15 protein-coding genes are annotated in these 21,569 nt (G+C 48.1%); all 15 read right to left on the bottom strand.

Annotation, left to right across the window (positions count from 1 at the left end):
• Positions 1 to 12: 12 nt before the first annotated feature.
• The 15 genes from flgK to KVT34_RS24640 all read right to left on the bottom strand — a co-directional run bounded on the left by flgK (position 13) and on the right by KVT34_RS24640 (position 21,527).
• Positions 13 to 1,578: a flagellar hook-associated protein FlgK gene (gene flgK, locus KVT34_RS24710; RefSeq protein ID WP_217562086.1), complete on the bottom strand. Its 1,566-nt coding sequence runs from the start codon at positions 1,576 to 1,578 to the stop codon at positions 13 to 15.
• A 51-nt stretch (positions 1,579 to 1,629) separates the two neighbouring features.
• A complete protein-coding gene (locus KVT34_RS24705) occupies positions 1,630 to 2,130 on the bottom strand; it encodes a flagellar protein FlgN (protein ID WP_042233806.1) in 501 nt (166 codons plus the stop codon).
• Positions 2,131 to 2,155: 25 nt separating this feature from the next.
• Complete coding sequence (flgM, locus tag KVT34_RS24700; RefSeq protein ID WP_042233807.1) at positions 2,156 to 2,419, bottom strand: flagellar biosynthesis anti-sigma factor FlgM; 264 nt, start codon at positions 2,417 to 2,419, stop codon at positions 2,156 to 2,158.
• A gap of 144 nt (positions 2,420 to 2,563) precedes the next feature.
• Positions 2,564 to 2,980, bottom strand: a complete 417-nt coding sequence (locus tag KVT34_RS24695; protein ID WP_042233809.1) for a flagellar protein — start codon at positions 2,978 to 2,980, stop codon at positions 2,564 to 2,566.
• Between the two features lie 127 nt (positions 2,981 to 3,107).
• Entirely contained in the window at positions 3,108 to 3,929 is an 822-nt protein-coding gene (locus KVT34_RS24690; RefSeq protein ID WP_217562084.1) for a ComFC family protein, read from the bottom strand.
• Positions 3,930 to 3,953: 24 nt separating this feature from the next.
• Entirely contained in the window at positions 3,954 to 5,270 is a 1,317-nt protein-coding gene (locus KVT34_RS24685) for a helicase-related protein (RefSeq protein WP_369016295.1), read from the bottom strand.
• 1,010 nt (positions 5,271 to 6,280) lie between these two features.
• Positions 6,281 to 6,673 (bottom strand): glycosyltransferase family 2 protein, encoded by a 393-nt coding sequence (locus KVT34_RS24680; RefSeq protein ID WP_217562080.1) that lies wholly within the window; start codon positions 6,671 to 6,673, stop codon positions 6,281 to 6,283.
• A 50-nt stretch (positions 6,674 to 6,723) separates the two neighbouring features.
• A complete protein-coding gene (locus KVT34_RS24675; RefSeq protein WP_009677083.1) occupies positions 6,724 to 7,449 on the bottom strand; it encodes a response regulator in 726 nt (241 codons plus the stop codon).
• Positions 7,421 to 8,608 carry a sensor histidine kinase gene (locus KVT34_RS24670; protein WP_174446847.1) on the bottom strand — a complete coding sequence of 396 codons (1,188 nt, stop codon included), beginning with the start codon at positions 8,606 to 8,608 and terminating at the stop codon, positions 7,421 to 7,423. The genes KVT34_RS24675 and KVT34_RS24670 overlap by 29 nt, the downstream gene beginning before the upstream one ends.
• Before the next feature lie 88 nt (positions 8,609 to 8,696).
• Positions 8,697 to 11,315 carry a stalk domain-containing protein gene (locus tag KVT34_RS24665; RefSeq protein WP_217562077.1) on the bottom strand — a complete coding sequence of 873 codons (2,619 nt, stop codon included), beginning with the start codon at positions 11,313 to 11,315 and terminating at the stop codon, positions 8,697 to 8,699.
• A 348-nt stretch (positions 11,316 to 11,663) separates the two neighbouring features.
• Positions 11,664 to 12,872: a methionine adenosyltransferase gene (metK, locus tag KVT34_RS24660; protein WP_217562075.1), complete on the bottom strand. Its 1,209-nt coding sequence runs from the start codon at positions 12,870 to 12,872 to the stop codon at positions 11,664 to 11,666.
• A 146-nt stretch (positions 12,873 to 13,018) separates the two neighbouring features.
• Positions 13,019 to 13,297: an alpha/beta-type small acid-soluble spore protein gene (locus KVT34_RS24655; RefSeq protein WP_009677087.1), complete on the bottom strand. Its 279-nt coding sequence runs from the start codon at positions 13,295 to 13,297 to the stop codon at positions 13,019 to 13,021.
• Between the two features lie 231 nt (positions 13,298 to 13,528).
• Positions 13,529 to 14,110, bottom strand: a complete 582-nt coding sequence (locus KVT34_RS24650) for a hypothetical protein (RefSeq protein WP_217562072.1) — start codon at positions 14,108 to 14,110, stop codon at positions 13,529 to 13,531.
• A 60-nt stretch (positions 14,111 to 14,170) separates the two neighbouring features.
• Positions 14,171 to 17,227 carry an S-layer homology domain-containing protein gene (locus KVT34_RS24645; protein ID WP_217562070.1) on the bottom strand — a complete coding sequence of 1,019 codons (3,057 nt, stop codon included), beginning with the start codon at positions 17,225 to 17,227 and terminating at the stop codon, positions 14,171 to 14,173.
• Between the two features lie 430 nt (positions 17,228 to 17,657).
• A complete protein-coding gene (locus KVT34_RS24640) occupies positions 17,658 to 21,527 on the bottom strand; it encodes an S-layer homology domain-containing protein (protein ID WP_217562068.1) in 3,870 nt (1,289 codons plus the stop codon).
• Positions 21,528 to 21,569 lie beyond the last annotated feature (42 nt).

The following is a 21,569-nucleotide window of genomic DNA, read 5'->3' as shown; positions in this document are numbered from 1 at the left end:
TAGCTACCCCTCCTATCTGCCGACAACGCCGGTCCCGTTAATCAATTTGTCGAGCATTTCATCTACAACCGTGATAACACGAGCTGAAGCGTTGTAGGCGTGCTGGAATTTAATCAGGTTGGCCGTTTCCTCATCGGGCGACACGCCGCTGATGGATTGACGCAGGCTGTCTGCGTGATCGGTGAGCAGTTCGCCGTTTTCGAGCATTTTTTTGGCATGATCGGTTTGAACGCCCAACTGGCTCATTACCGCTTCATAGTAACCGCCGTACGTAGAGGACGCTGTCAGGGCTGTACCGCCGAAGTCAAACGTCTTCTCCCCCAAGCCGCCGATAAGAAGCGCCAGATCGCCGTTGCTTTGCACCACTTTATTGGTAGGCGCCGCGGGCGGTTTGCTGACGGTTTCGATACGCAGGGAAGCCGCGATTTTCTTCAAATCTTTGGCGATGTCCGGGTTAACCCGGATGTTCTCCGCCGTAAATTTCCCCGATCCGTCGGAAGTGACGAAGAAGTCCTTCCCGTTGGTAGCCGGATCTTCGAGGGTGTATCCGAGCCTATGAAGCCCATTCAAGCCATCGACGGTCACCTTGACGTCGGCAGCCAGTTTGCGCGGGTTGGCCGGATCCATTTGGGCTCCAGCAGGAGGCGTCATCCCATTAGGCAAAATACTTCCCGCCGGGAGGGTAACCTCGATTTTTCCGGTAGCCAGTGTGTTGGCCATGAGATCGATTTGCTTGGTATACTCCGCAATGAACGTATCTCTGGACTGTACATAGCCGAAGATTTCACCGGAAGTAACGCCCGCAACATCGGCCAGAACAACGGGATCGGAATTGAGATCGTCGATAATCTGTTTCGTTCCGAACGTGATCTGGTAAGTCTGCGAAGTCTCCGTTACTTTCACGTTGCCCAGCTTGGACAATTGGTCGACGAGGTAGTCACGTTTATCCCGAAGATCGTTGGCATTATCTCCACCGGACTCAATGTGTTTAATCTGCTTCGTCAAGTCGGAGATTTCGGTCACATAGCTGTTTGCTTCAGACACCTTGACGTTGATTCTTTCCGTGATGTTGTTACCCATCGTCGTAAACTGATTGGCCATGCTGTTAAAAGAGTCCGCCATCGCCATCGCCTGCTGAACGACTGCGGAACGGGCGGCCAGATCTTCCGTACTCGGGTTTTTGCTAAGCGTCTGCCAGGCTTTCCAGAATTCCGTGATGTTCTTGGCCAGACCGTTGTTCGACGGTTCGTTAACGACGCCCTCAATGTTGCCGAGCGTTTCCGAAATAACTTTCGATTCGTTCATCAATGAGTTCTGATTCCGGTATTCCACGTCGAAATAAATGTCCCGGATGCGTTGGATCGCATTTACCTCAACCCCCATGCCCAGCTGTCCGGGAGAGGTGGAATTGGTTACAGAAGGATATTCGAGCGGACGGGCGGAAACCATCTGGGCCACCTGCCGGGAATATCCCGGAGTGTTGGCGTTGGTAATGTTGTGACCCGTTGTATTCAGCGCGACTTGCTGAGCGATAACACCACGCTTGCCGAGCTCCAGTCCATGAAATGTAGAACGCATAAATTCACTTCCTTTGCTGTAGGGCCTTAAGCGGCCGGAATATGTGCCGGGCTAAGCCCGTGTATCGAAGTAAGCGTTCTTGCGTCTGGCCTGCCCCTGCTGGGTAGGATTCGCATAGATCGCGTCCTGCTCGGGTGTTGCCGTTAAAAGATCGAGTGAAAGGTCGATGAATCCCAGTGACTGTTCCACCAGCTGCTGATTTAGAGCATTGAGTTCTTTAAGCTGTCTGATTTCTTTTAAAAGCCGCTCCTGACAATCCATCAGCTGCTGTTTTTCTTCCGCTTTGAACACCAGCTTAACCAATTCTCCGACGGTTATAAAAGGGTTCGTCTTATAGCAGCGTGTTACCATGTATTCATTGATCTTGACTACACGGCGCTGATCCAGCTCTTGGATTTCTTTAACGGCCTTGGATTCTTTCTGGACAATAGCCGACAGTTCTTCTATGGAGTTTTGAAGAATCGCTTCTCTCTTCCTTGTCCCAAGCTCCCGAAGATCCTGGTGGCATTCGATAATGCGATTCAAAACGTTGACGATTTCGGATACGGACACAGCTTTTCACCCGTTTCTGTCGGTCTTATTTAAGGTACGGAAGGAGCTTCTCGGCGATCTTGCCCGCTTCCACATGGTAGGTTCCCGATTTAACCTGCTGCTTCAATTCTTCTATTCTGCGCATTCTATTCTCATCCCCTGCGGCTCCAAGCAGTTCTTTAGCTTCCGTGGAAATTTGAACCTCGTCTTTGGGACGGTTACGTTTACCAGCGGCAGCCGTCTGAAACTGTTCTTTATGCTTGGCATACGGGTTTACGTTTCCGATACGATGGCTATCATTAATTTTCATAGTTATTCACCTCTTGTTCTCAAATGGAGGATCCTCTACTTTCCAAGGCCGCTCTACGGCTCGATTCTACAAAAAAACCGATAATGGTTATTACTATTATCGGCAGAAGGATATGATCTTTTTAGTTAAATACAGCTTTTCTGATTAGTGCCGGTCTTTTAAGCGGTCCGTAATGCGAAAATGATGAGCGTCTTTTTCCGCGTTTGCGTTGTTTTTGCCCTCATCCATCATCTGATTCACATCCCGTACAAGGCGCTGGCGGCATGAATCACACATGGTATGTTCACGAATAGGGTTTCCACAAACTTCGCAGGGATAGGTCAGATTCGGTGAATCCGCTATCGAAATGCGGCCTTCGCGGATAAAACGGATAATCTGGCGCATGGGAACTTCCGTCTCTTCATGCAGCTCCTGGAGATCGCATTTACGATTCTGCCGCAAATAGTCCGCACATGCAACATACTGAGCTTCGATGTCTTTTACGCAGGCCGGGCAAGTTTCGGCAAATCCCTTCACAAACAGCTTCCCGCAGCGCGGACAGTTTTGAACGTTCATACTCATTATGATCACCTTATCAAACTCAAGTATAGTATACGACTAGTGTAACGTATTGGACTTGCGTTGAGAAGGGGCCTTCTGAAAGAGTTGGAAATATGTTTATTTCCCTCCATATCGTGCACCTTGGCGGTTAGCGCGCCCACATCAGTCCGTAAACCTCTACAGGTAACGATTGCGTTATAGTCTGGGCACATTGGTTTAGAGTACTCCCTGTTGTGTAAACATCGTCAAGCAGGAGGACGCGAACCGGCCACCCTTGTCCCCCAATCCCCTCCTCCAGCCGCGCGATCGATCCTGTGGCCTCCTCAAGAAGCTTGAAAGCTCCCTGCAGATCGTTGAGACGCTCCCCTCTTGACTTAAAGCTTTGTTTAGCCGTATGCCTTGTCCGCTCAAGCAGGGGCACCACAGGCAGCGATAGCCGTCGTCCCAGCTCTACGGCCATGGCCTCGGCCTGATTGAAGCCTCTTTCCGCCAGGCGGCTGACATTCATGGGTGCGTAGCTGATGCAATGAAAGCCGGAACCTTCTTGCCCGGCCGCCGGCAGTTCTTTGACCAATTGATGATAGGCATGTACCAGCATTCCGGAGAAAAGAGGAAGCAGGCGCTCATTGCCCCTGTATTTGTAAGAAGCCAGCCATTCTTTCATCAGGGGGTCATAGCGGACTGCACTTCGGCTGTACCGGAAAAAACACGTCGTTCGCCTGACACAGTCCAGGCAATCATCGGGACGGCCACAAACCGGACAACGCACAGCCATTATCCAAGGAATGGCGTTAAAACAGGCCATGCAAAGCCCGAGACTCTCTTTGGAGGAGCTTCTGCGCCCGCCGCAGCAAACACAATTAGCCGTTTCTCTGTCACGCGCATTTGTTTCGGCTTCAGGAAACTGAAGCCATCGTTTCACCTTGCTCCACCATACCGCAGGCGGCTTAGGGTTGGGCAGACCGATCATTCGTTTATCCTTCCCTTCACTAACTTAATCCAATAAGTAACCCCTTCTTCGTGCTGTCCGGTTCATTTTTTTGATTTGCCGGATTGCCCCTGTTTGCGAGACGGTATTTTCCAATCCTGCAAAATAAACAAGACCTCGGGGGTCATCCTTCGATCTTCCCGCACGACCTGCCATTTGAACCAAGGCCGCTTCGTTGAACAAACTGGAATCCGCATCGAGGATGAATACGTCCGTTTTAGGCACGGTCACGCCACGCTCCAAAATCGTTGTGGTGACCAAGATGTCCGTAACTTTGCCGCGGAAGTCGGTTACCTTCACCGACCTTTCGCGGTCTTTGGACGATGTGCCGGCGATAACCTTGTCCGGCCAGAGGCCTTGAAGCAGCCCGACAAGCGGGTCCACCAGCTTGATCTCCGGCACGAACACGAACAGCTGCGCGCCGCGTTCGAGTGAGCCTTCCAGACGCGCACGCAGCGTCTGGGGCAGGGCTCCGCTGCGGAGGATACGCCGCAGCGGAGGCGCCGGCACCCGCTTGGGCACGGGCAGCGGGTGCCGGTGAAAGCGCACGGGCACGGTGACGTGAGGCAGGCGTCCGGACACCGCCTCGCGCTGCAGGGCCCGCGGGGGCGTCGCCGAGAGGAGGACGTAGCGTCCTCCCGGCGCGAGAGCTTTGCGCGCGGCGAATTCCAGCGCCGCGCTGTTCAGGTACGGGAAAGCGTCGATCTCGTCGATAATCACGGCATCAAAAGCATGCGCGAAGCGCATAAGCTGATGCGTGGTTGCGATCGTGATATCGCCGCTTTCCCAAGTCTGGCTGCCGCCGCCGTACAGCGTCACGATGCTGCGGCCTTCAAATGCGCGCATCAGGCGCGGCTGCAACTCGAGTACGACATCCCGTCGCGGCGTGGCAATCGCGATCTTACGGCCACGCGCAAGTTCGTATTGGAGGAGCGGGAAGATCATTTCGGTTTTTCCCGCTCCCGTGACCGCCCAGATCAGAAAGCTCGGCGCTGTTTTGCCGCTGATTGCTGCCCCGCCAGAGCTTCCGTCGCTTGGCGGCAATCCCGCTTTTCCTGCTGCACATTTGCTGCCGGGCGATGTGCTGCTTAAAAACGCGAGCGCTTCCCTCGAAGCTGCTGTTTGAGCCGGACTCAGACCCCAAGGGTGTAAATAAGCCTCCAAAGTAGGGCCGTTTGCAGATTCCCTTGTGCTATTTTTAGGACAACGGTTCCCTCTCGGGCTTTCTTCTACATCTCCAAGCCACCGGTAAACATCCTCCTCGCCCTTGCAGCTTCCCTTAGCTCCTTCAATGAGCAAAGTACAGGAACGCACTCGTCCCATGGTCAGACATTCCTCACAATAGGGGCAATCCGTTCCGCAGTGATAACAGGGAGTAAAATGAAGTTTGCCGCTTCCGCATCTTCTGCAGCTATAAGTGGTCTGCCGCCGCCAAAAGGCCGGAAACTTTCTCATCCGGTTGCTCTGTAATCCATTGGTTAAGGTAATATCCCCGTTTAAATAAGCCAATTGGATGTAAGCTTTCCAAACTCCATTTTCCAACAACTCTGCCATCCCAAAAGCCTCCAGCAGCCGGATGACTTCTTCACTCAAAAGGCTTCTGCCGTTTAGTGCTTCTATAAGCCGATCATATATGGTCGAATGGTCACGAAACGCAGATGGGCCGCAATCTAGCCAGTTGTCGTAGTCTATCGAACGGGAAGTGAGAGATTGAAGTATTTTTGAAGGAACCGGCGGGGACGTACGCATTAATTCTTCTAGGGGGAGCGTGCTTTTTCTACCGTCAGGCGGCGGAGAATGGTTTAAAGCTGTGTTTGAACCCGTTAGGTTTGTCGCTTGGAGGTAGTAGTCATTTAAAGACTCTGATGAAAATGGTGTAGGATGAATTACATTTTGGGGGGTGAAACAATCAGAATTTGTTTCGGGGCTACTTTTTTTAGCTGTAGAATAAGTGCGGGTGATTAAAAAATCGGTTTTCAGCCAATCCGGGTCTTCTCTTGACGAAGGGGGTCTACAATCAGACGGATAAATTTCGGGGAAAACATGGGGGAATCGTTTCTTGCAGGAGGGAGAGCTCAACACATCAATCAGGGCCAGAGCTTGTCCAATTGAGACAAGAGGCTCCAGCAGCACAATTCGGACGGAACGTCCAAGCCGCTCGAACCAATACGTGAAGTCGACGGCCATTGCAAGGGAAATGTGCCATTGCCAACCATTATCATCGGCAGCAGCGTAAACCTGAACTTTCATGACTCACCTACTTCAACGCTTATTCGGTTGTAAACGATTACGTAAACCACGGTCGGCAGAACGCTAATGAAGAATCCTGGATGTTATTCAAACAAAGGAAGTTTAACCAACTGTTTCTGGTTGCTCACATGCATAACCATCAAGTTATCGCGCTCGGTGGATGAAGCCCATTCTTCCCAGGTAGATTCAGGCATAACCGTTCTGATCTTAAGCTCGTAGGAACGTGAAAGCTTCTCGGCAATCCGCAGCGTATCGTCCGTAGAACCTTCGTCAATTACGGATACGGACAGAGATTTTCCGCTGAACCTCGCCAGGAAAAACAAAGAACGGATATACCATTCGATGTGCAATTGGTTATCCTTGGTCACTAAAAGCAGGTGATACGAACGTACCTCTTCATTGGGGCGTTTAAACGCATGGAGCATACATACACAGAAGATGTAGCTCCCTACAAATAACATCAATCCGGTCCACATGACGGCTCCCTCCCTTAGCATACTATATGCCTTGGCGGGAGGGTTGGTTCCTAGAGAGTCACCCAGCCGTTTTTGATGGCGATAATAACGGCCTGTGTACGGTCGTCTACTTCCATCTTTTGCAGAATGCTGCTCACATGATTCTTTACCGTTTTCTCGCTGATATAAAGGAACTCCCCGATCAGCTTGTTGCTTTTGCCTTCTGCCATCAAACGCAAAACTTCCGCTTCACGCTTGGTCAGCGGGCTTGTCGGAACATGAATGTATTTTAGTCCGGATTCTTGAACGCCGTTGCCGGAACCCATAACACCGTTATCATCGAGATATGTCATACGACGGAGCTGGTTGATCAATTTACCGGTTACTTTCGGGTGAATATAGGCATGTCCGGCTACAACGGAGCGAATCGCATTGATCAGCGCCTCCGCCTCCATATCCTTCAGCAGATATCCGGAAGCACCTTTGCGAAGCGTCTCAAACACATAGCTTTCATCGTCGTGAATCGAAAGGATGATCACCTTAACGTCGGGAAAAATAAGCTTTAGCCGCTCTGTAGCGACAACGCCGTTTTCCAGCGGCATATTAATATCCATCAGGACTACGTCCGGCTGCATTTCGTTGCAGAGCTCGATAACCTGAATACCGTCGCCGCACTCTCCGATGACTTCCATATCGTCTTCCATATTAATGATTCGTTTGAGGCCTTCGCGAAACAGCTGATGATCGTCCGCAAGAATGAGTCTTACGTTACGCTTGGGACTCCCCTGGTTGTCCATTACCAATTTCCTCCTTGTTCTCTGCGCGAATGGGAATCAACATCGTAATCTTCGTTCCCACGTCCTTTTCTGAGTAGATGGCCATGTCCCCTTCGAGTAGCTTCAACCGTTCCCGCATCCCGATAATGCCAAAATTGTTGCCCTTGGCAATCTTATGCTCCGTCAAGTCCACATTGAAACCGATTCCGTTGTCATTAATGGAGATACTCACCAGATCCTCCTGGAAAGACAGCTCAAGTGTAACGAACGTTGCGTGGGCATGCTTAAGAATATTGGAGAAGGTTTCTTGAATCAAGCGGAAAATAGCGACCTCCATCCCGGATGGAAGCCTTGTTTCTCTGCCCGAAATTTCAAGCTTCGTATGTACCTGGGTCTTATCTTCAAAATCCTGTACGAATTTACGTACGGTCGGAATCAAGCCCAGATCGTCCAGTGCCATCGGCCTGAGATTGAAGATCATTTTGCGAACTTCCTCCAGCCCGCACCGCAGCTGGGACTTAAGATCTATGAGTTCTTCCTTTGCCGCCGTATATTCCTGTTTGGTCACCATGCGCTCCGCGATTTCCGTGCGAAGTACGACGTTCGCCATGGTCTGCGCTACCCCGTCATGAATCTCCCGGGCCATGCGCTTGCGCTCGTCTTCCTGGGCCAAAATTATTTTCAGCCCGAGCAGTTGGCGGTTTTTGGCCGACTCCAGAATGCGGGTGACCTGATTAAGATCACCCGATAAATATTCGAGAACGACATTCATCTGGGAGACGATCATTTCCGCCCGCTCGAGCTGTTTGTCTACATTTTTGATTCTTTGTTGGATGTCGTTGCGTCTTTCTTTTAGGTGATTCTCTTTTTCTCTTGATACCGTAAGCTGCAGTTGGAGCGAGATAGCCGCCTCGTAGGCGGTTTTGATGTCATTTTCCCGGTATCTGGCAAAATCACGGCTTACTTCCGTAAGACGGATACGCGCACGTTTGTAGTCACGTTCCAGGTTGTCCACCAGCTCGATCGTCTGGGTAACTTCATCCTTAACTTGACCTAATTCCCTAAGAAGCGACTCTCGTTCGCCCCGGGCGCTTTCGCAAATTTCGAATACCTGGTACTTGCTGCTCTCCATGACTTCGATGGCGTTCTTGATGACACGGTCTAATGCATCCACCTGCAAATCGCTCCAAGCCCCTTTTCAAAACAAATTGGTCTGCCTTCTATAGTACCATACTTTGTGCTATTTGAGAGTAAACTAATAGAACTATTTATTGCAGGTTAACGATCTGTTCGGCCTGATTCCACGTGACTTTCCAGCCTAAAGTTTCAGTCAGAAGACGCAGCGGAACCATCGTTAAATTGTTCATGATACGAGGCGGAACTTCGGCGGTTACCCGCTTGCCGTTCGTGATTAAATCGAGCTCATTGTTCCACATATCGACGATGTTCCCGTCTTTTACAACCGTTGCCCGAAGACCATCCTGATTCCACAGCACTTTCGCTCCCAGAGCTTCCGAAACAAAACGTGTCGGAACGAGCGTGTTTCCGCGGTCGTTAATCGGGGCTTGCTCCAGCCAGTACGATTTTCCGTTAACGGTTGCCATCTGATTGCCGATTTGCAGGGTTACTTTGTTCAGGCTGCCGGACGGAGTATCATAATTCGGATAGCTGAAAGAGATGTCGTCAAGCTCGATCTTGCCTTGCAGCGCGCGCTCGTCCTGACCTTGCTCCGGATTAACCACATAGATGCTGCGCAAAGTCAGCGGGTATTTCAGGTTAAGGCCGGACAAGTTGGCCGAGATGGACTTCCAACCCTGCCAGTTGATGTTCTTGGCGAGCTCAACCAGTTCTTTTTTACCATCCGCATCAATCACTTCGGCGCGGAGCCAGTTCTGGCTTTCGTCACCTTTTACCTTCAAGTTGATCGTCTGCGGGTAGCCGTACAACTGCGCACCGTTATTGTTAAAGACCGCGTAAGACGCCTTATTGCCGCTGCCTTTTGTAAAATCGTAAGCGAGCTGCAGGCTGTTGTTGCCGGACTCGTTCTTCACGATGCTCAGCTTCGTATCCACTTCCGCCGGGAAACTTTCCGAAGTGGTCAGAATGGATTTGTCATCGAGGTTGTACCACATGGATTCATTGCCGAGCGGGATATTCAGCATACTGCTGTATCCGTCGTACCGGGCGATAACTTGGGCATTCTTGCTGCCCTCCAGGCTGTCTACTTTCAGGACGCCGTTCTTGACTTCGCCCTTCACACCGAGCACTTCCCACTCAAGCGACGCCGGAGAAATTTCCTTGGTTTTGCCGCTCTTGGTCGTCGCGGTTACGCTCAGGTTGTAGCTTCCGCCCGCAACAAGCCCTTGCCCGCTCGCTTTCGAAACCTTCATAGAGCTAATATCCGCACGGCGTATTACTTTTACGTCCAGGTTCGACGACCCTGCACCGGTTGTCGCCGTAATTTTACCGCTTCCGAAGCTCGTAGGAATGAAGGCATTTCCGTCGAATTTCCCAAGATTGTTGGAAACGCTCCAGGTTGGCTGAACGCTGTCCGAAACAATCGGGTTGTAGTATTCGTCATAACCACTGAAGGTGAACGTCGCTTTCTCGTTCAGGAACAGCTCTGTGTCGCCTTTCATAGTGAAGCCCTTCGGCTGGCCCTTCGGTGCCGTTGAGAAGACGCCCAGGGCATTAACGACAGCCCTCTGCGTGCCGTATTCCGTTACATGGGCCAGTTGGATGTTGTTCGTGCCAAGAGGACGTTCGACCATTTGCGTGGAACCGCCGCCGTCCAGATTCATCGCTTTGTAAGCACCGATCTGAATCAGAAAACGCTGGAATTCCTGCAGACTCATTCCTGCGCTGTTATCGTTTTTATCGGCTGTAACCAGATAGGCCTTCTTCATATCCTGGGAGTACCCTACGCCGGTACGGGAACGGTAGCCACCCAGGGAAGAAACATCACGGGAGAAGGAAGTGGCTTTAGCTCCGTCTACGAGAATGGAGTGGCCCCCGATCATAGTTTTAAAAGCATCGTTCGCATAGGCCGTTCCCGTACGCTGGTTAATAAATGCATAATCCGTCGTAAGAGGGTCTCCGACTTTTAAATGTTCTTTGACGAATTGTGCGGATTTGCCCGCGGCTCTTAAAATGTACCCGTTCTTAGGCGGCTCGATTTTAATAACCGTGTCCGGTGCAATTTGTTTGATAACCCCGTCCTGTACCAAGACCTCGGTCGGCACGGATTTTCCGTCATTGGAACGGTCCACCTGTCCCCAAGCATCGGTATACATGAACAACCCGTCCGTATGGCTGTGAGTACCGTCATCATACCAATAGTACGTTTTGTTGATGCCTCCGAGTTCGAAAGAAGTGCCGTCCTTGGCTTTTACCGCACCTTGGAAAGCAAACAGGTCAATCACCGGCTTGTTGTCCTTTGTTATCCCAAAAGCGTAAAGACCGGACATTTTATTGGATGGGGTCGACATGATTTGACCGTTGGTGATTTGCGGACCCAAGGGCACGCCCTCCGCCTGCGTATTAAAAAAGTCCCCGTTAACCGCCGCGACTGCGCCGGCTGCTTTGGCCATCGTCGCCACCGTCTGCTTGTCGGTGAACTGATTATTTTTCCCAGCGATTACATCCAGTTTTACATACGGGTTCGTCAAATCTACCTCTACTACGTTGGCAGTTGCCGAGACCTTCTTATTGCTTCTCGTAAAATTCCAAACATACTTCTTCATAACGGCACCCGAAGTTAAAATGCTCTCCGACTTCAAAGTAACCGTAGGGTCAGCGGCAAATGTGGGAACAGGCAGGGATACGACTACCTGAAAAGCAACGACGAATGCGAGTGTCGATCTCCACAGCTTGTTGGTAAACCTCATTCTTCTTTCACTTTCCTCTCTCCTGAAAAGGTAAAATCAACTAGGACACACAATAGTATAGACTCTTAAACTAGCTAAAAAGTTACGAAATTTATGTGATTTTTCCTAGATTAATTGAGAAAAGAGAGTAAAAAACTCGGAATTTGGTCCAAACTGGAATAATCGGGTCTAAAATCGTTCTTTTTATGCCTTTTTGCGGATAGGAGGAGATTAGAAGCGCTAAAGGAGACAGTAATTCAGCGGTGATAGCAAATATTTAGCGAACAAAAAAACACGACCCGATCCGTTAGGATCAAGCCGTGTTCTTCACGTCTTGTCAGACAATTGTTGAAAAGTAAACCCTCGGTTCTACAGAGCTTCCGCTTTGAGCAGTTCAGCTTTGTCTGTACGTTCCCAAGGAACATCTAGATCATTACGGCCAAAATGACCGTAAGCAGCCGTTTGCTTATAGATTGGACGACGCAGGTCGAGCTGCTTAATGATACCGGCAGGACGAAGGTCAAAATGTTTGCGGATCAGCTCAACGAGCTTCTCTTCGCTTACTTTGCCTGTGCCGAACGTATCGATGCTGATGGAAACTGGCTTAGCAACGCCGATGGCGTAAGCAAGCTGTACTTCGCATTTTTCTGCGAGTCCTGCAGCAACGATGTTTTTAGCGACGTAACGAGCCGCGTAAGCGCCGGAACGGTCAACTTTCGTCGGATCCTTACCGGAGAACGCGCCGCCGCCGTGACGAGCGTATCCACCGTAAGTATCTACGATGATTTTACGGCCAGTCAGACCGGCATCCCCTTGAGGTCCGCCGATTACGAAACGGCCCGTCGGGTTGATGAAATAGTTGGTGTTCTCATCCAGGAATTGCTCCGGAACGATTGGCTTGATAACGTGTTCTTTGATGTCTTTTTGGATTTGCTCCAAAGTGACTTCTTCACTGTGCTGTGTAGATACTACGATCGCATCAACACGTACAGGCTTGTCCCCATCGTACTCAACCGTTACTTGAGTCTTACCGTCCGGACGGAGGTAATCCAGGGTACCGTTCTTGCGGACTTCAGTCAGTCTGCGGGAAAGTTGGTGCGCCATCGAAATCGGCAGTGGCATCAGTTCCGGTGTTTCATTCGTTGCGTATCCGAACATGAGACCTTGGTCGCCTGCACCGATCGCTTCGATTTCAGCGTCGCTCATTTGGCCTTCACGGGCCTCGAGAGCCTGGTCTACCCCTTGTGCAATGTCAGGGGATTGTTCGTTCAGGGATGTAAGCACAGCACACGTTTGGTAGTCGAAACCATACTTCGCGCGTGTGTAACCAATATCCTTAATTGTTTGTCTGGCAATGGCTTGAATGTCCACATATTCGGAACGGGACGTGATTTCGCCGATGACCAGAACCAAACCGGTAGCCACAGATACCTCACAAGCTACACGTGCGTTCGGATCGTTCTCCAAAAATGCGTCTAACACCGCATCGGAAATCTGATCGCAAATTTTATCGGGATGACCTTCTGTCACGGACTCGGATGTAAACAAACGTCTGCCGCGTTCTAGTGCCAATGTCATCGACCTCCTACTTGATTTAGTATGTAGAAACAAGTGCGAACTTACACAAAAAATGAACCTTTTCCTCGGTGGAAAAGGTTGCTTCAGGACCTTCTTGAAGTTATGTTACTTCATTTGTCGATGAATGTCAACGAAACAGGTATGAATTATAAAGTGAAAAGAACCTCTTCCGCTTTGCGGATTAAGCGGCTTGTTATAGCCCCGCCAACCGCCCCGCTGTCCCGTGAACTGATGTGCCCCCAGTAGTCCTCTTTTATCGAAGTTGCGGGTATAGACCCAAGCTCCGATGCAAACTCCGTGCTTAAATCCAAGCTTCCCAGAGCTTGTTTTCCAACCGGCAGTCCCATCTCTGCAGCGATTTCGTATTTAAGTAGGTCTAAAGCTTTATGCGACTCCGGTACCACCTTGTTGTTGTTCTTCGACATCTTTTTCACACTCCTTCACTGGTTGTGCGATTAGTATTACCTTTCGACTTCATTCGACCCGTATAAGTTGTTGTCAGCTTGGTTAATTTATGGAGGAGTTTACGTTCATCATAGATCGTTTTTGGATGAAACCAAAAAAAACATTTACAAAAACAAAAAAAGGCAAGGATTCCAAAATTAAAATCCTTGCCACCATAAACGTTATAAAAATGTTCCAGCCTAGAGCCCTCTTTATTGTGGAACCTTAGAACCATCCGCGTTCTGAACCACATATCCGCCACGGACCATTACATACACGTCTGCTGTTTCCTTAAGATCTGGCTTAACACCACGGCCGTCTCTCGGGAAAATAAGCAGATGATTATTTTGTACCACTGTACCGGCAGCCAAATCTTTGCCCGCCGTTACATCGGGAATGCCATTGTCATCGTTACTCACGGCCAGAGTCTTACCATTACGTACAATTAGTTCAGAACCTGCGTCCGCGAGAATAGTTTGTCCTGCTTTAAGCGTAACCACTTTCATGGCATTACCTTGACCTGTGGATGGTGTTCCACCTCCACCATTATTCATAGGCAGCTTTGCGATTTCTTGCGCAATGATTTCTTTAATTTTGCTCTCTGTTAAGCCATTGCTTCCCCCACCAGTACCGACAGCCCCACCCAGCCCTTGAACGTATTGTTCCAGATAGCTCTTGGTTACGACCGGGTCATCTGCGGAACCGGGCGTGGGGGCAGCAGCCTTAACATTGGGAATGCCTATCAGTAACACACCCAACCCGATTGTTGAAAGAATACCTCTCATATAGCGCATTAGAATTTCTCCCTTATAACAAAAAGAGACCCCGAAGGGTCTACTTTTTGGTTGTAAATACTACTTCTTAGCTTCAATTGTGATGTAGATAGTTTTGCTAACACCACTAGCAGCAGTTGCTCTTACAGTCAGCTTCGTAGCAGATCCAACTGTAAGTTGACCTGTTTTGCTGTCTAGATCAGCCTTGACCGTATTTCCGTCTTTATCTGTTGCTTCTTCAAGGATGTAACGAACTCCAAGAAGATTATCATATTCGTTGATTTTTTCTTCCTTGTATTCTACACCGTATTGGTCAACGACTTTAAGATCCATGTATTGATATACATATTTCTTGTCGCCAACTACGCCAGTGTAGGTTTCTTCAGCAGTCATTTTATCTACTTTCACAGCTTCGTTACGTACAGTTACATCATAAGTAATGGTTTTATAGTTATCTTTGATGTCCTTGTAGTATACGGAAATCTTGGAAGTACCTGCTTTGTTACCAATTACATAACCTTTACCATTGGCAACGTCTGCAATTGCAACTTCGTAAGTAGAAGAAGTTACTGTTTCGATACGGTTTTCTGGAATTGCAACTTTATCGCCAGCACCGTCTTTAGCAGTTACTTTAATGGATTTGGCAACCGCACTGGAAGTCGGTTGTTTTTGAGCTGTAGTCAGAAGACCGCTATCCTTAGCTGCGAACAGATCTTTAACTTCAGTTACGGAGTAGATCAGATCAGCATTCTTGTCGATTGCTTCGATAGATCTCGTAGCATTCGAGCTAGCATCTTTCCATCCGTCTCCACTGTTCTTTTGAAGCTTAGCTGTAAAGGAGATTTTTCCTTCTGGTTTGCCATCCGCTACAAATTTGAATCCTTTGTTGAAAGCAGCGAAGTTGTTCTCCAAACGAACTCCTTCCCCACCAACAGTCAGATTAACACCTGTATCTTTAGCGGTAACCGAAAGATGTTTAGGAGTCGTTACAACATCCGCTTTAAAGTAAACAGCGTAGCTAACGGACTTGCCGTTTTCAATAACGTTGCCGTTTTTGATTTCGTCAAGCTTCTTGCCGTACTGGTCAAGAACTTCGAATTTGAACTCAGACTCTACAGTTTTACCATCTTCACTATAGATCTTAGTTGCAGCTTCGTCTTTAATCTTAAGAGCATCAGCTACACGCGCTTTATTGATTTTGAATTGTTTAGTCTTGTAATCATTTACGCCTGGCTCAGTGATGGAAAGCGTCACTACTGCTGTAGCGTTTTCTGGAGCAGTAACACTTGTAATCTGGATTTTACCTTTGTGCTCGCCGGATTTAACCAGTTTAGGTGCTACATCTACACCAGAACCACTAACACGAATACGCGCAAGGTTCGTATCGTTTACAAGGTCATCAACGGAAAGTTTGTTACCTTGCTCGTCGTAAGCATTAACTGGGATGTATTTGTTCGTATCGCGGGAAGCAATTACATCGTCATACTCGCCAAATTCAACTTTGTTAGCGACTTTAGCAGAGTTAACACTTACTTTCTTAGTTGCAGAGGAACCACCAGCGTATACGTTGATAGTATATTCTCCACTCTTGTCTACTGCACCGGTCAAGGATACACGAACTTCTCCGAAGTTATTGTTATCAAAGTCACCGTATTCGCTCTTAATTTCTTGAACGTAAGGTTGAACGTTAGTGAAGACATTAACAATAGCATCAGTGTCGTCATAAGCAACCGGGTTGCCATATTGATCGTACTGAGTCAGAGAAATTGTAGCTGTGTCGCCTTTGCTGTTAAGAGCCGTTTTACCGGAAGCATATTTAACATCGCCAAGTTCAACTTTAGTTACGAAAGGTTGAACGCCGAGTTTAAAGTTTTTGCTTACAGTTACACGGGAATCGTTGTCGTATACATAAACAGGAACGATTGTTACTCCTGGAGTGGAACCACCAGTAGCATTCTTAGTGTTGATAGTCAGAACCAAGAATCCATCGGAATCTTTTGTCAGGTTGCTGTCGAAACCTGGAGTATTAGCTGTGAAACCGCTGGAGTTAAGGGAAGACTTCTCACCGTATTGGTTTTTAGCAACCAGTTTCACACGAGCTTTTGCAGTTTGTGCAATCGTGTCACTAGCGTTAACAAACTCAAGGGATTTGATTTCTTCTTTAACGCCTTGGAATTCTACAGATGCTTTATCGATTGCGTTAGCTTCAAGACCGGAAAGAACTACAGTGTAAGTTGCTTCGCCGATTTTGACATTGTCGCTAAGAGTGAGTACAGCGGATTTTTTATCAGCTGCCCATTCAGTAGTTGTAGCTACAACAGTGGATCCTTTTTTCAGCTCAAGCTTAGCTTTAGCTGTGTCAACAGGACCGTTAAGTTTAACTTCAACTTTTTGAACGCCAGTTGCTTTAGCTTCTGCAACCGAAACCTTATCAGGTACGATTTGTTGTTTAGCTGCATAAGAAGAAGTCACGAGCAGATCGCGAGTTGCAGGGGAAGTACCGTTGAACGGTTGACCTGCAGGAGTTTCAAACAATTTCAGTTCTTGAGCCAGTTGAACGTAACCTTTAGCCCAGTCGGAAACTGTTTTATCGGAAACGCCTGGTTTCGCTTTAGCTTCAGCGTCTTTACCCAGACCACGGATCAAGAAAGCTGCGAGCTGTTCTTTAGTTACATCGCCAGCAGGGTTGAATTTACCTTCTGCATAGCCATCAGTGATTTTAGCGTTATAGATAGCTTCGATGTAAGGAAGAGCGTAACCGTTAGCTGGATCGCTGGATTTTACATCATCAAAGCTGGAAGTTGTAGCGGAGGATTTCAGGTTGAAAACCAGAGCAGCAACTTTAGCGAATTGGGCGCGGTTCATTTTGTCATTCAGGCCGAAACGGTTAGTTTCTACACCGTCAAAAATACCTGCTTGAATCATTTCGTCGAACTTGGCTTTTGTAGCCGCGTCCAGATCTTTAAGATCAGTGAAGTCGTCAGCTTTAGCTGCGAACGCTACGGAAGAAAATACGGATAATGCCATAGCTGTGGAAAGAATTACGGATAAACTTTTTTTCATAACCTTTTTGTCTCCTCCTTGAATATCTTTCGGGTTTTGAGAGTGATTAGGAATTCTTGAGCTCATATTACTCATCGAATGATTCACCCCCTTTCCAGAGTGGTTGAGCCTAAATGTATAACTAATTCATCTGCAGTCTAAAGACCACATAGAATCTAGTAACGAAACTAATAGATATGTAGACATCTAACACCACTTTAAATATTATACATGGGCGTTATTGCTACGTAAAGAAGAATTTTGAGAAATGATTCCAGAAAACCTTGTGTTTTTGGAGGTCTCTTGCTCTTCCAATGTATTAAACGAGCGGTTTCGAAAAAAGTTGCGGCTGTTGCGATTTTTTTTATTTTTTTTTGAAATCTTTTTGTAACTTTTTTATTACCCTTATGTATTATAGCTTGGGATAAATAGGAATGTCCAATTTTGAAGACTTTGAAAAGGGTAGGCTTGATTTAAGAGAAGACACGACAGCAAATCTGCTGCCGTGTCTTTTCTTGTTCTCAGCTTATTTCAGCTTGCCTTGCTGTTTCATAACACGAATCGCAACAATAGCCGCTTCAGCTCTCGTGAAGGTTTCCAGCGGATCGAAACGAACCGTTTCTTTCTTCTGGCCTTCGAGAAGAACGTTAGGCTTGCCTTCGATCAATTTAGCTTTTACAACGGCTTCTACGGCCGGCTGGGCGTAATAATCGATCGTATTCGCATCGGTAAACAGTTTCTGCAACCCTGCAAGAATCTTCTTGTTGTCCGTACCGAGCTTCAAATCCTTCGCACGGGCAATCATTACGGCCGCATCCTGTCGAGTAAGAGAACTATCGGGGCTGAAACGATTGCCTGCCGTTCCTCTGACGATGCCTGCCCTTGCAGCTGTCTCAATATACTTGTAATCGTATAGCCCATACAGATTTTCAACTTTGAATACGTCGATAAAACTCGGTGCGCCGCTGTAATTTAACGGAAGATCAAAGATGCGCACAAGCATAGTAGCGAATTCGCCGCGTGTAATCGGTTCGTTCGGGCTGAATGAATAGTTCGTTTTGCTGTTCATGATACCTTTAGAGAACAGAGTCTCGAGTTCATTTCTTGCCCACGGGTGGCCCGTTACATCATCGAAGCCTTTATCCATGTACATAACTTGATAGTAACCGAATTTCTCGAACGGAACCGTGACTGTATTGCTTTTCACATCCACAACGCCGCCCAGATTAACCCAACCGCGTCCTGTCAATGTGTTGTACTGCTCATACGTATCAAAGAAGAAGACGGAGATATACTTGCCTGCGTCATCACGGATAGCTTGGTCAAATTTAAGAGTCAGCGTACCGCGTTTGGTAGGAACTACAGTTTGATCAACGGAACGGGTATAGAAGTTGTTTTTAAGATCAAACGGCTCCATCCCTCTTCCCCGGAGAGCGTTTTGCAGATAATCTTCTGTGGATTGTCCGTTTGTTTTCTCGGGAATGGTACCCGAATCGATGTAGAACAATTTGCTCGCTGCGCTAAAGTTATCGCCCTTACCTTTTCTGGCAAGTAGAGACTTGGCATAGTCGCTGCTGAACGGATTGTTGATCTTGTCTACACGGCCGTCAACGGTATCTGCAATACCAAAGTACACTTTACGATCTGCAGTAATGTACTGATTGTTATCGAAAGTCGGTTTAAAGCGCATAAGCTTGGTGTCTTTGTCGAACTTCAGTTTAACCTCACCGTTAAATACGCTGAAGTTGCCGGTCATATCGTCCAGATATTCCGCTCCGACAACCGGTGTATTCGTGTTGTACAGCACGATGGTACCGTTTGTTTTCGAAGTTCCACGGTTTACCGTGAACTTGATCGTGTTCTTACCTGCCTTGAGATCTCTCACTTCATAAGAGAAACGATCGATATCGAGGCCGTTTTCATTCAAGGTTTGCTTGCTCGCCGTTTCTTTACCGAAAGTAACGCTGTCCGCTTTCTCGGCATCGATCACAATGGTGTAGAAGTTGCTGTTGATATTCGCTTGGTACTCATGCTTTTCGTTCTCGATAAGTACCGGCTTTTTCACGACGTACGGAAGCGGTTCGCGTGCAATGGTAACCGTTTTGGAAACACTCATGTTAGCCTGGTTCGTAACGGTGAACTGGAACGTCATTTCGCCTTTTTCAGGAAGCTTAATGGCATTCGTTCTGAATTCAACTCCGGAGCTAGGCATACCGGTGAAGAATCCTCCGCTTACGTTCGTGCTGGAGCCCGAAACGCTGTTCCACACGTGATAATCGGCGCGCGGATTGCCGTCTTTATCTTTGGAGTACACGTTCAGGGAAACCGTAACGTTACCTGCGTTAGTTGTGTTAAAGAATTTTCCGTTCAATTGAACGGTACGTTCGTTGGTTGCATACATGTCCGGCTTCTGAGCTCTCGGAAACTTGCTCTTGCCGACCGAATCTTCATTCGGTACGAAAAGAACGATTTCCGGCGCCTCGGCCGTAATCAAGTTTACGTTATAAATCGCCTTGCTGATCAAAGAGTTATTTACGTACATAAAGAACTTAATCTGGTTAGCGCCTTCGCTGAACAGTTGGGCAGGCGTAATACCATATTTCGTTGCAAGTCTGGCCAGATCAAACTTAAATTGACGGTTGGCGTCAAAGTCGCTTGCTTGGAGCTCGATCATTTTGTCGTTGACATAAAGCTCTACTTTATTGCCTGCGCCTGTTGGCAGATAGTTGACTGCTTTACCGGAAAGACAAGCGACAGCGGATCCGCAAGTCAATTCTTTAACGTCGCGGAGCGTGATACCCGTGTTACCCGGGCTTGCGATTTGGTTCGCGATAATATACGGTGCGTTGTTAATTTGGATCGTATACTGACGGCTTCCGTTCTCAACTAGCGTGCCAGAAGCATCAACCGGAACAAACTTGATGTTTTTTTGACCGTCCGTTATGTTCTCCAGTTTGTAGATAAATTCATTATTGGACGGATTGCCAATCTCTGCGATTTCTTTGCCGTCCAGGAAGACTTTAATCTTAGCCGTGTGTCCGTTAGCTTTGATCTTCATTTCTACCGGCAGTTCATTAACTTCAGTCGTTGCCGACTCAGATAAGGAAGTGTAAATGTTCGTGTTCGTAGCGGCGTCTTTGCCCGTCACCATCGAAACATCGAGAATACCGGCTTCATTCGGATTGGTGTAGTTAAAGGTATAAGAAGACTCACCTTGTCCTGCCGAACCTGTGGCATCCTTGAAAATAAACTGAATCGTTTGCGGGTTACGCGCCGCTGTCCAATCGGTCAGGCCAGCCACGTTCAGATCCAGAACCAGATCATAAGCCGCATATTCATTTGCACGCGTGAACGTAGAGTTTGGAGCAAATTTCTTCACTGCGCCCCCTACGGAGCTGCTTGGCGTATTCAGGTCAAGACCCGCGGCCACCTGTTGTCCGTTGATCAGAACGTCAACACGATTCTGACGCAGAGCGCCGTTTGAATCATAGTCAACTTTAAGGCTTGTTTTAAGCGTCAGTTCTTTTACATCGAAGTTAGGCTTGTCCAGCAGAGACTGCGTAGTACCTGCGCTGGTAACGCCCATCTCTACCCCAAAAGCAAACGGCTGGCCGTTGTCGTACACAAACCGTTTTTCCGTCTGGTAGGAGTTCGAGTCGTTACTGGAATCGAAAACAATCCGGTTATCCCCGGCTTTCAAACAAATCTCACCCGTGGAACCGCAGCCTGCAGCGGCATCTCCCCCACGAAAATAAACCATGCCTTCGGTCCGGTTCAAAATACCGATTTTAGGAACCGTACTCCCGGTTTCATAAGCTTTTACTTCATTCGCGTTGGAAGCTTTGGCTTTAATGTCGACAGCTGTAACACCCAGCTTGATGTTGCCGCGGTCAACCGGATAAATCTTGCCGTCCACCAGACCGGCGTTATTTACCGTAAAATCGGTCAGGTTGGTCGTCGGGGTGTAGTAAATCCAGCCCGGTGCGGAAGACAGCATGTTGGTGTCTCCCATTTTAACGATAATGCGGTTTAAGCCTTCAGACAGCGTGATGTTCGAGAATGTAATCTCGTTCGCGCCCGTTTGTGTAGGTTTGTGGGATTTCTCCACCGTAACCTGCTTTGTATTCACATTCATGATCTCATAGTAGATCGAGCTGATCTGCGAGTCGCTGATGTTGGAAATGCTCGCCTTCAGAGTGAACGGATTGCGTGTTACGCGTGTAACGTTGTTGTAATCCTGTGGTGCTTCCTTGTCCGTACCGAAATTTACGGTCTGGTTGTACATGTTTGTGATGGAAATGGTGGAAGCCGCGTAAGCCGTAAGAGGCGGAAGCAGGCTGATCAGCATCGAAAAGAGCACGAGAACGCTGAACCATTTACGGGTTTGCTTTTTCAAAACTAAACTCCTCCTTATATAAATGGATGAAATCTACAAATG

The sequence above is a fragment of the Paenibacillus sp. GbtcB18 genome (assembly GCF_019091125.1).
Classification (GTDB): domain Bacteria; phylum Bacillota; class Bacilli; order Paenibacillales; family NBRC-103111; genus Paenibacillus_F; species Paenibacillus_F chitinolyticus.
The sequence above is the reverse complement of the archived record's forward strand: the minus strand, read 5'-3'. Positions and strand labels throughout refer to the sequence as shown.

Excerpts from the sequence above, each read along its gene's own strand:
- flgK (WP_217562086.1), bottom strand. The coding sequence starts at position 1,578 with ATGCGTTCTACATTTCATGGACTGGAGCTCGGCAAGCGTGGTGTTATC.
- flgM (WP_042233807.1), bottom strand. The coding sequence starts at position 2,419 with ATGAAAATTAATGATAGCCATCGTATCGGAAACGTAAACCCGTATGCC.
- KVT34_RS24695 (WP_042233809.1), bottom strand. The coding sequence starts at position 2,980 with ATGAGTATGAACGTTCAAAACTGTCCGCGCTGCGGGAAGCTGTTTGTG.
- KVT34_RS24690 (WP_217562084.1), bottom strand. The coding sequence starts at position 3,929 with ATGATCGGTCTGCCCAACCCTAAGCCGCCTGCGGTATGGTGGAGCAAG.
- KVT34_RS24685 (WP_369016295.1), bottom strand. The coding sequence starts at position 5,270 with ATGGGACGAGTGCGTTCCTGTACTTTGCTCATTGAAGGAGCTAAGGGA.
- KVT34_RS24680 (WP_217562080.1), bottom strand. The coding sequence starts at position 6,673 with ATGTGGACCGGATTGATGTTATTTGTAGGGAGCTACATCTTCTGTGTA.
- KVT34_RS24675 (WP_009677083.1), bottom strand. The coding sequence starts at position 7,449 with ATGGACAACCAGGGGAGTCCCAAGCGTAACGTAAGACTCATTCTTGCG.
- KVT34_RS24665 (WP_217562077.1), bottom strand. The coding sequence starts at position 11,315 with ATGAGGTTTACCAACAAGCTGTGGAGATCGACACTCGCATTCGTCGTT.
- metK (WP_217562075.1), bottom strand. The coding sequence starts at position 12,872 with ATGACATTGGCACTAGAACGCGGCAGACGTTTGTTTACATCCGAGTCC.
- KVT34_RS24655 (WP_009677087.1), bottom strand. The coding sequence starts at position 13,297 with ATGTCGAAGAACAACAACAAGGTGGTACCGGAGTCGCATAAAGCTTTA.
- KVT34_RS24650 (WP_217562072.1), bottom strand. The coding sequence starts at position 14,110 with ATGCGCTATATGAGAGGTATTCTTTCAACAATCGGGTTGGGTGTGTTA.
- KVT34_RS24645 (WP_217562070.1), bottom strand. The coding sequence starts at position 17,227 with ATGAGTAATATGAGCTCAAGAATTCCTAATCACTCTCAAAACCCGAAA.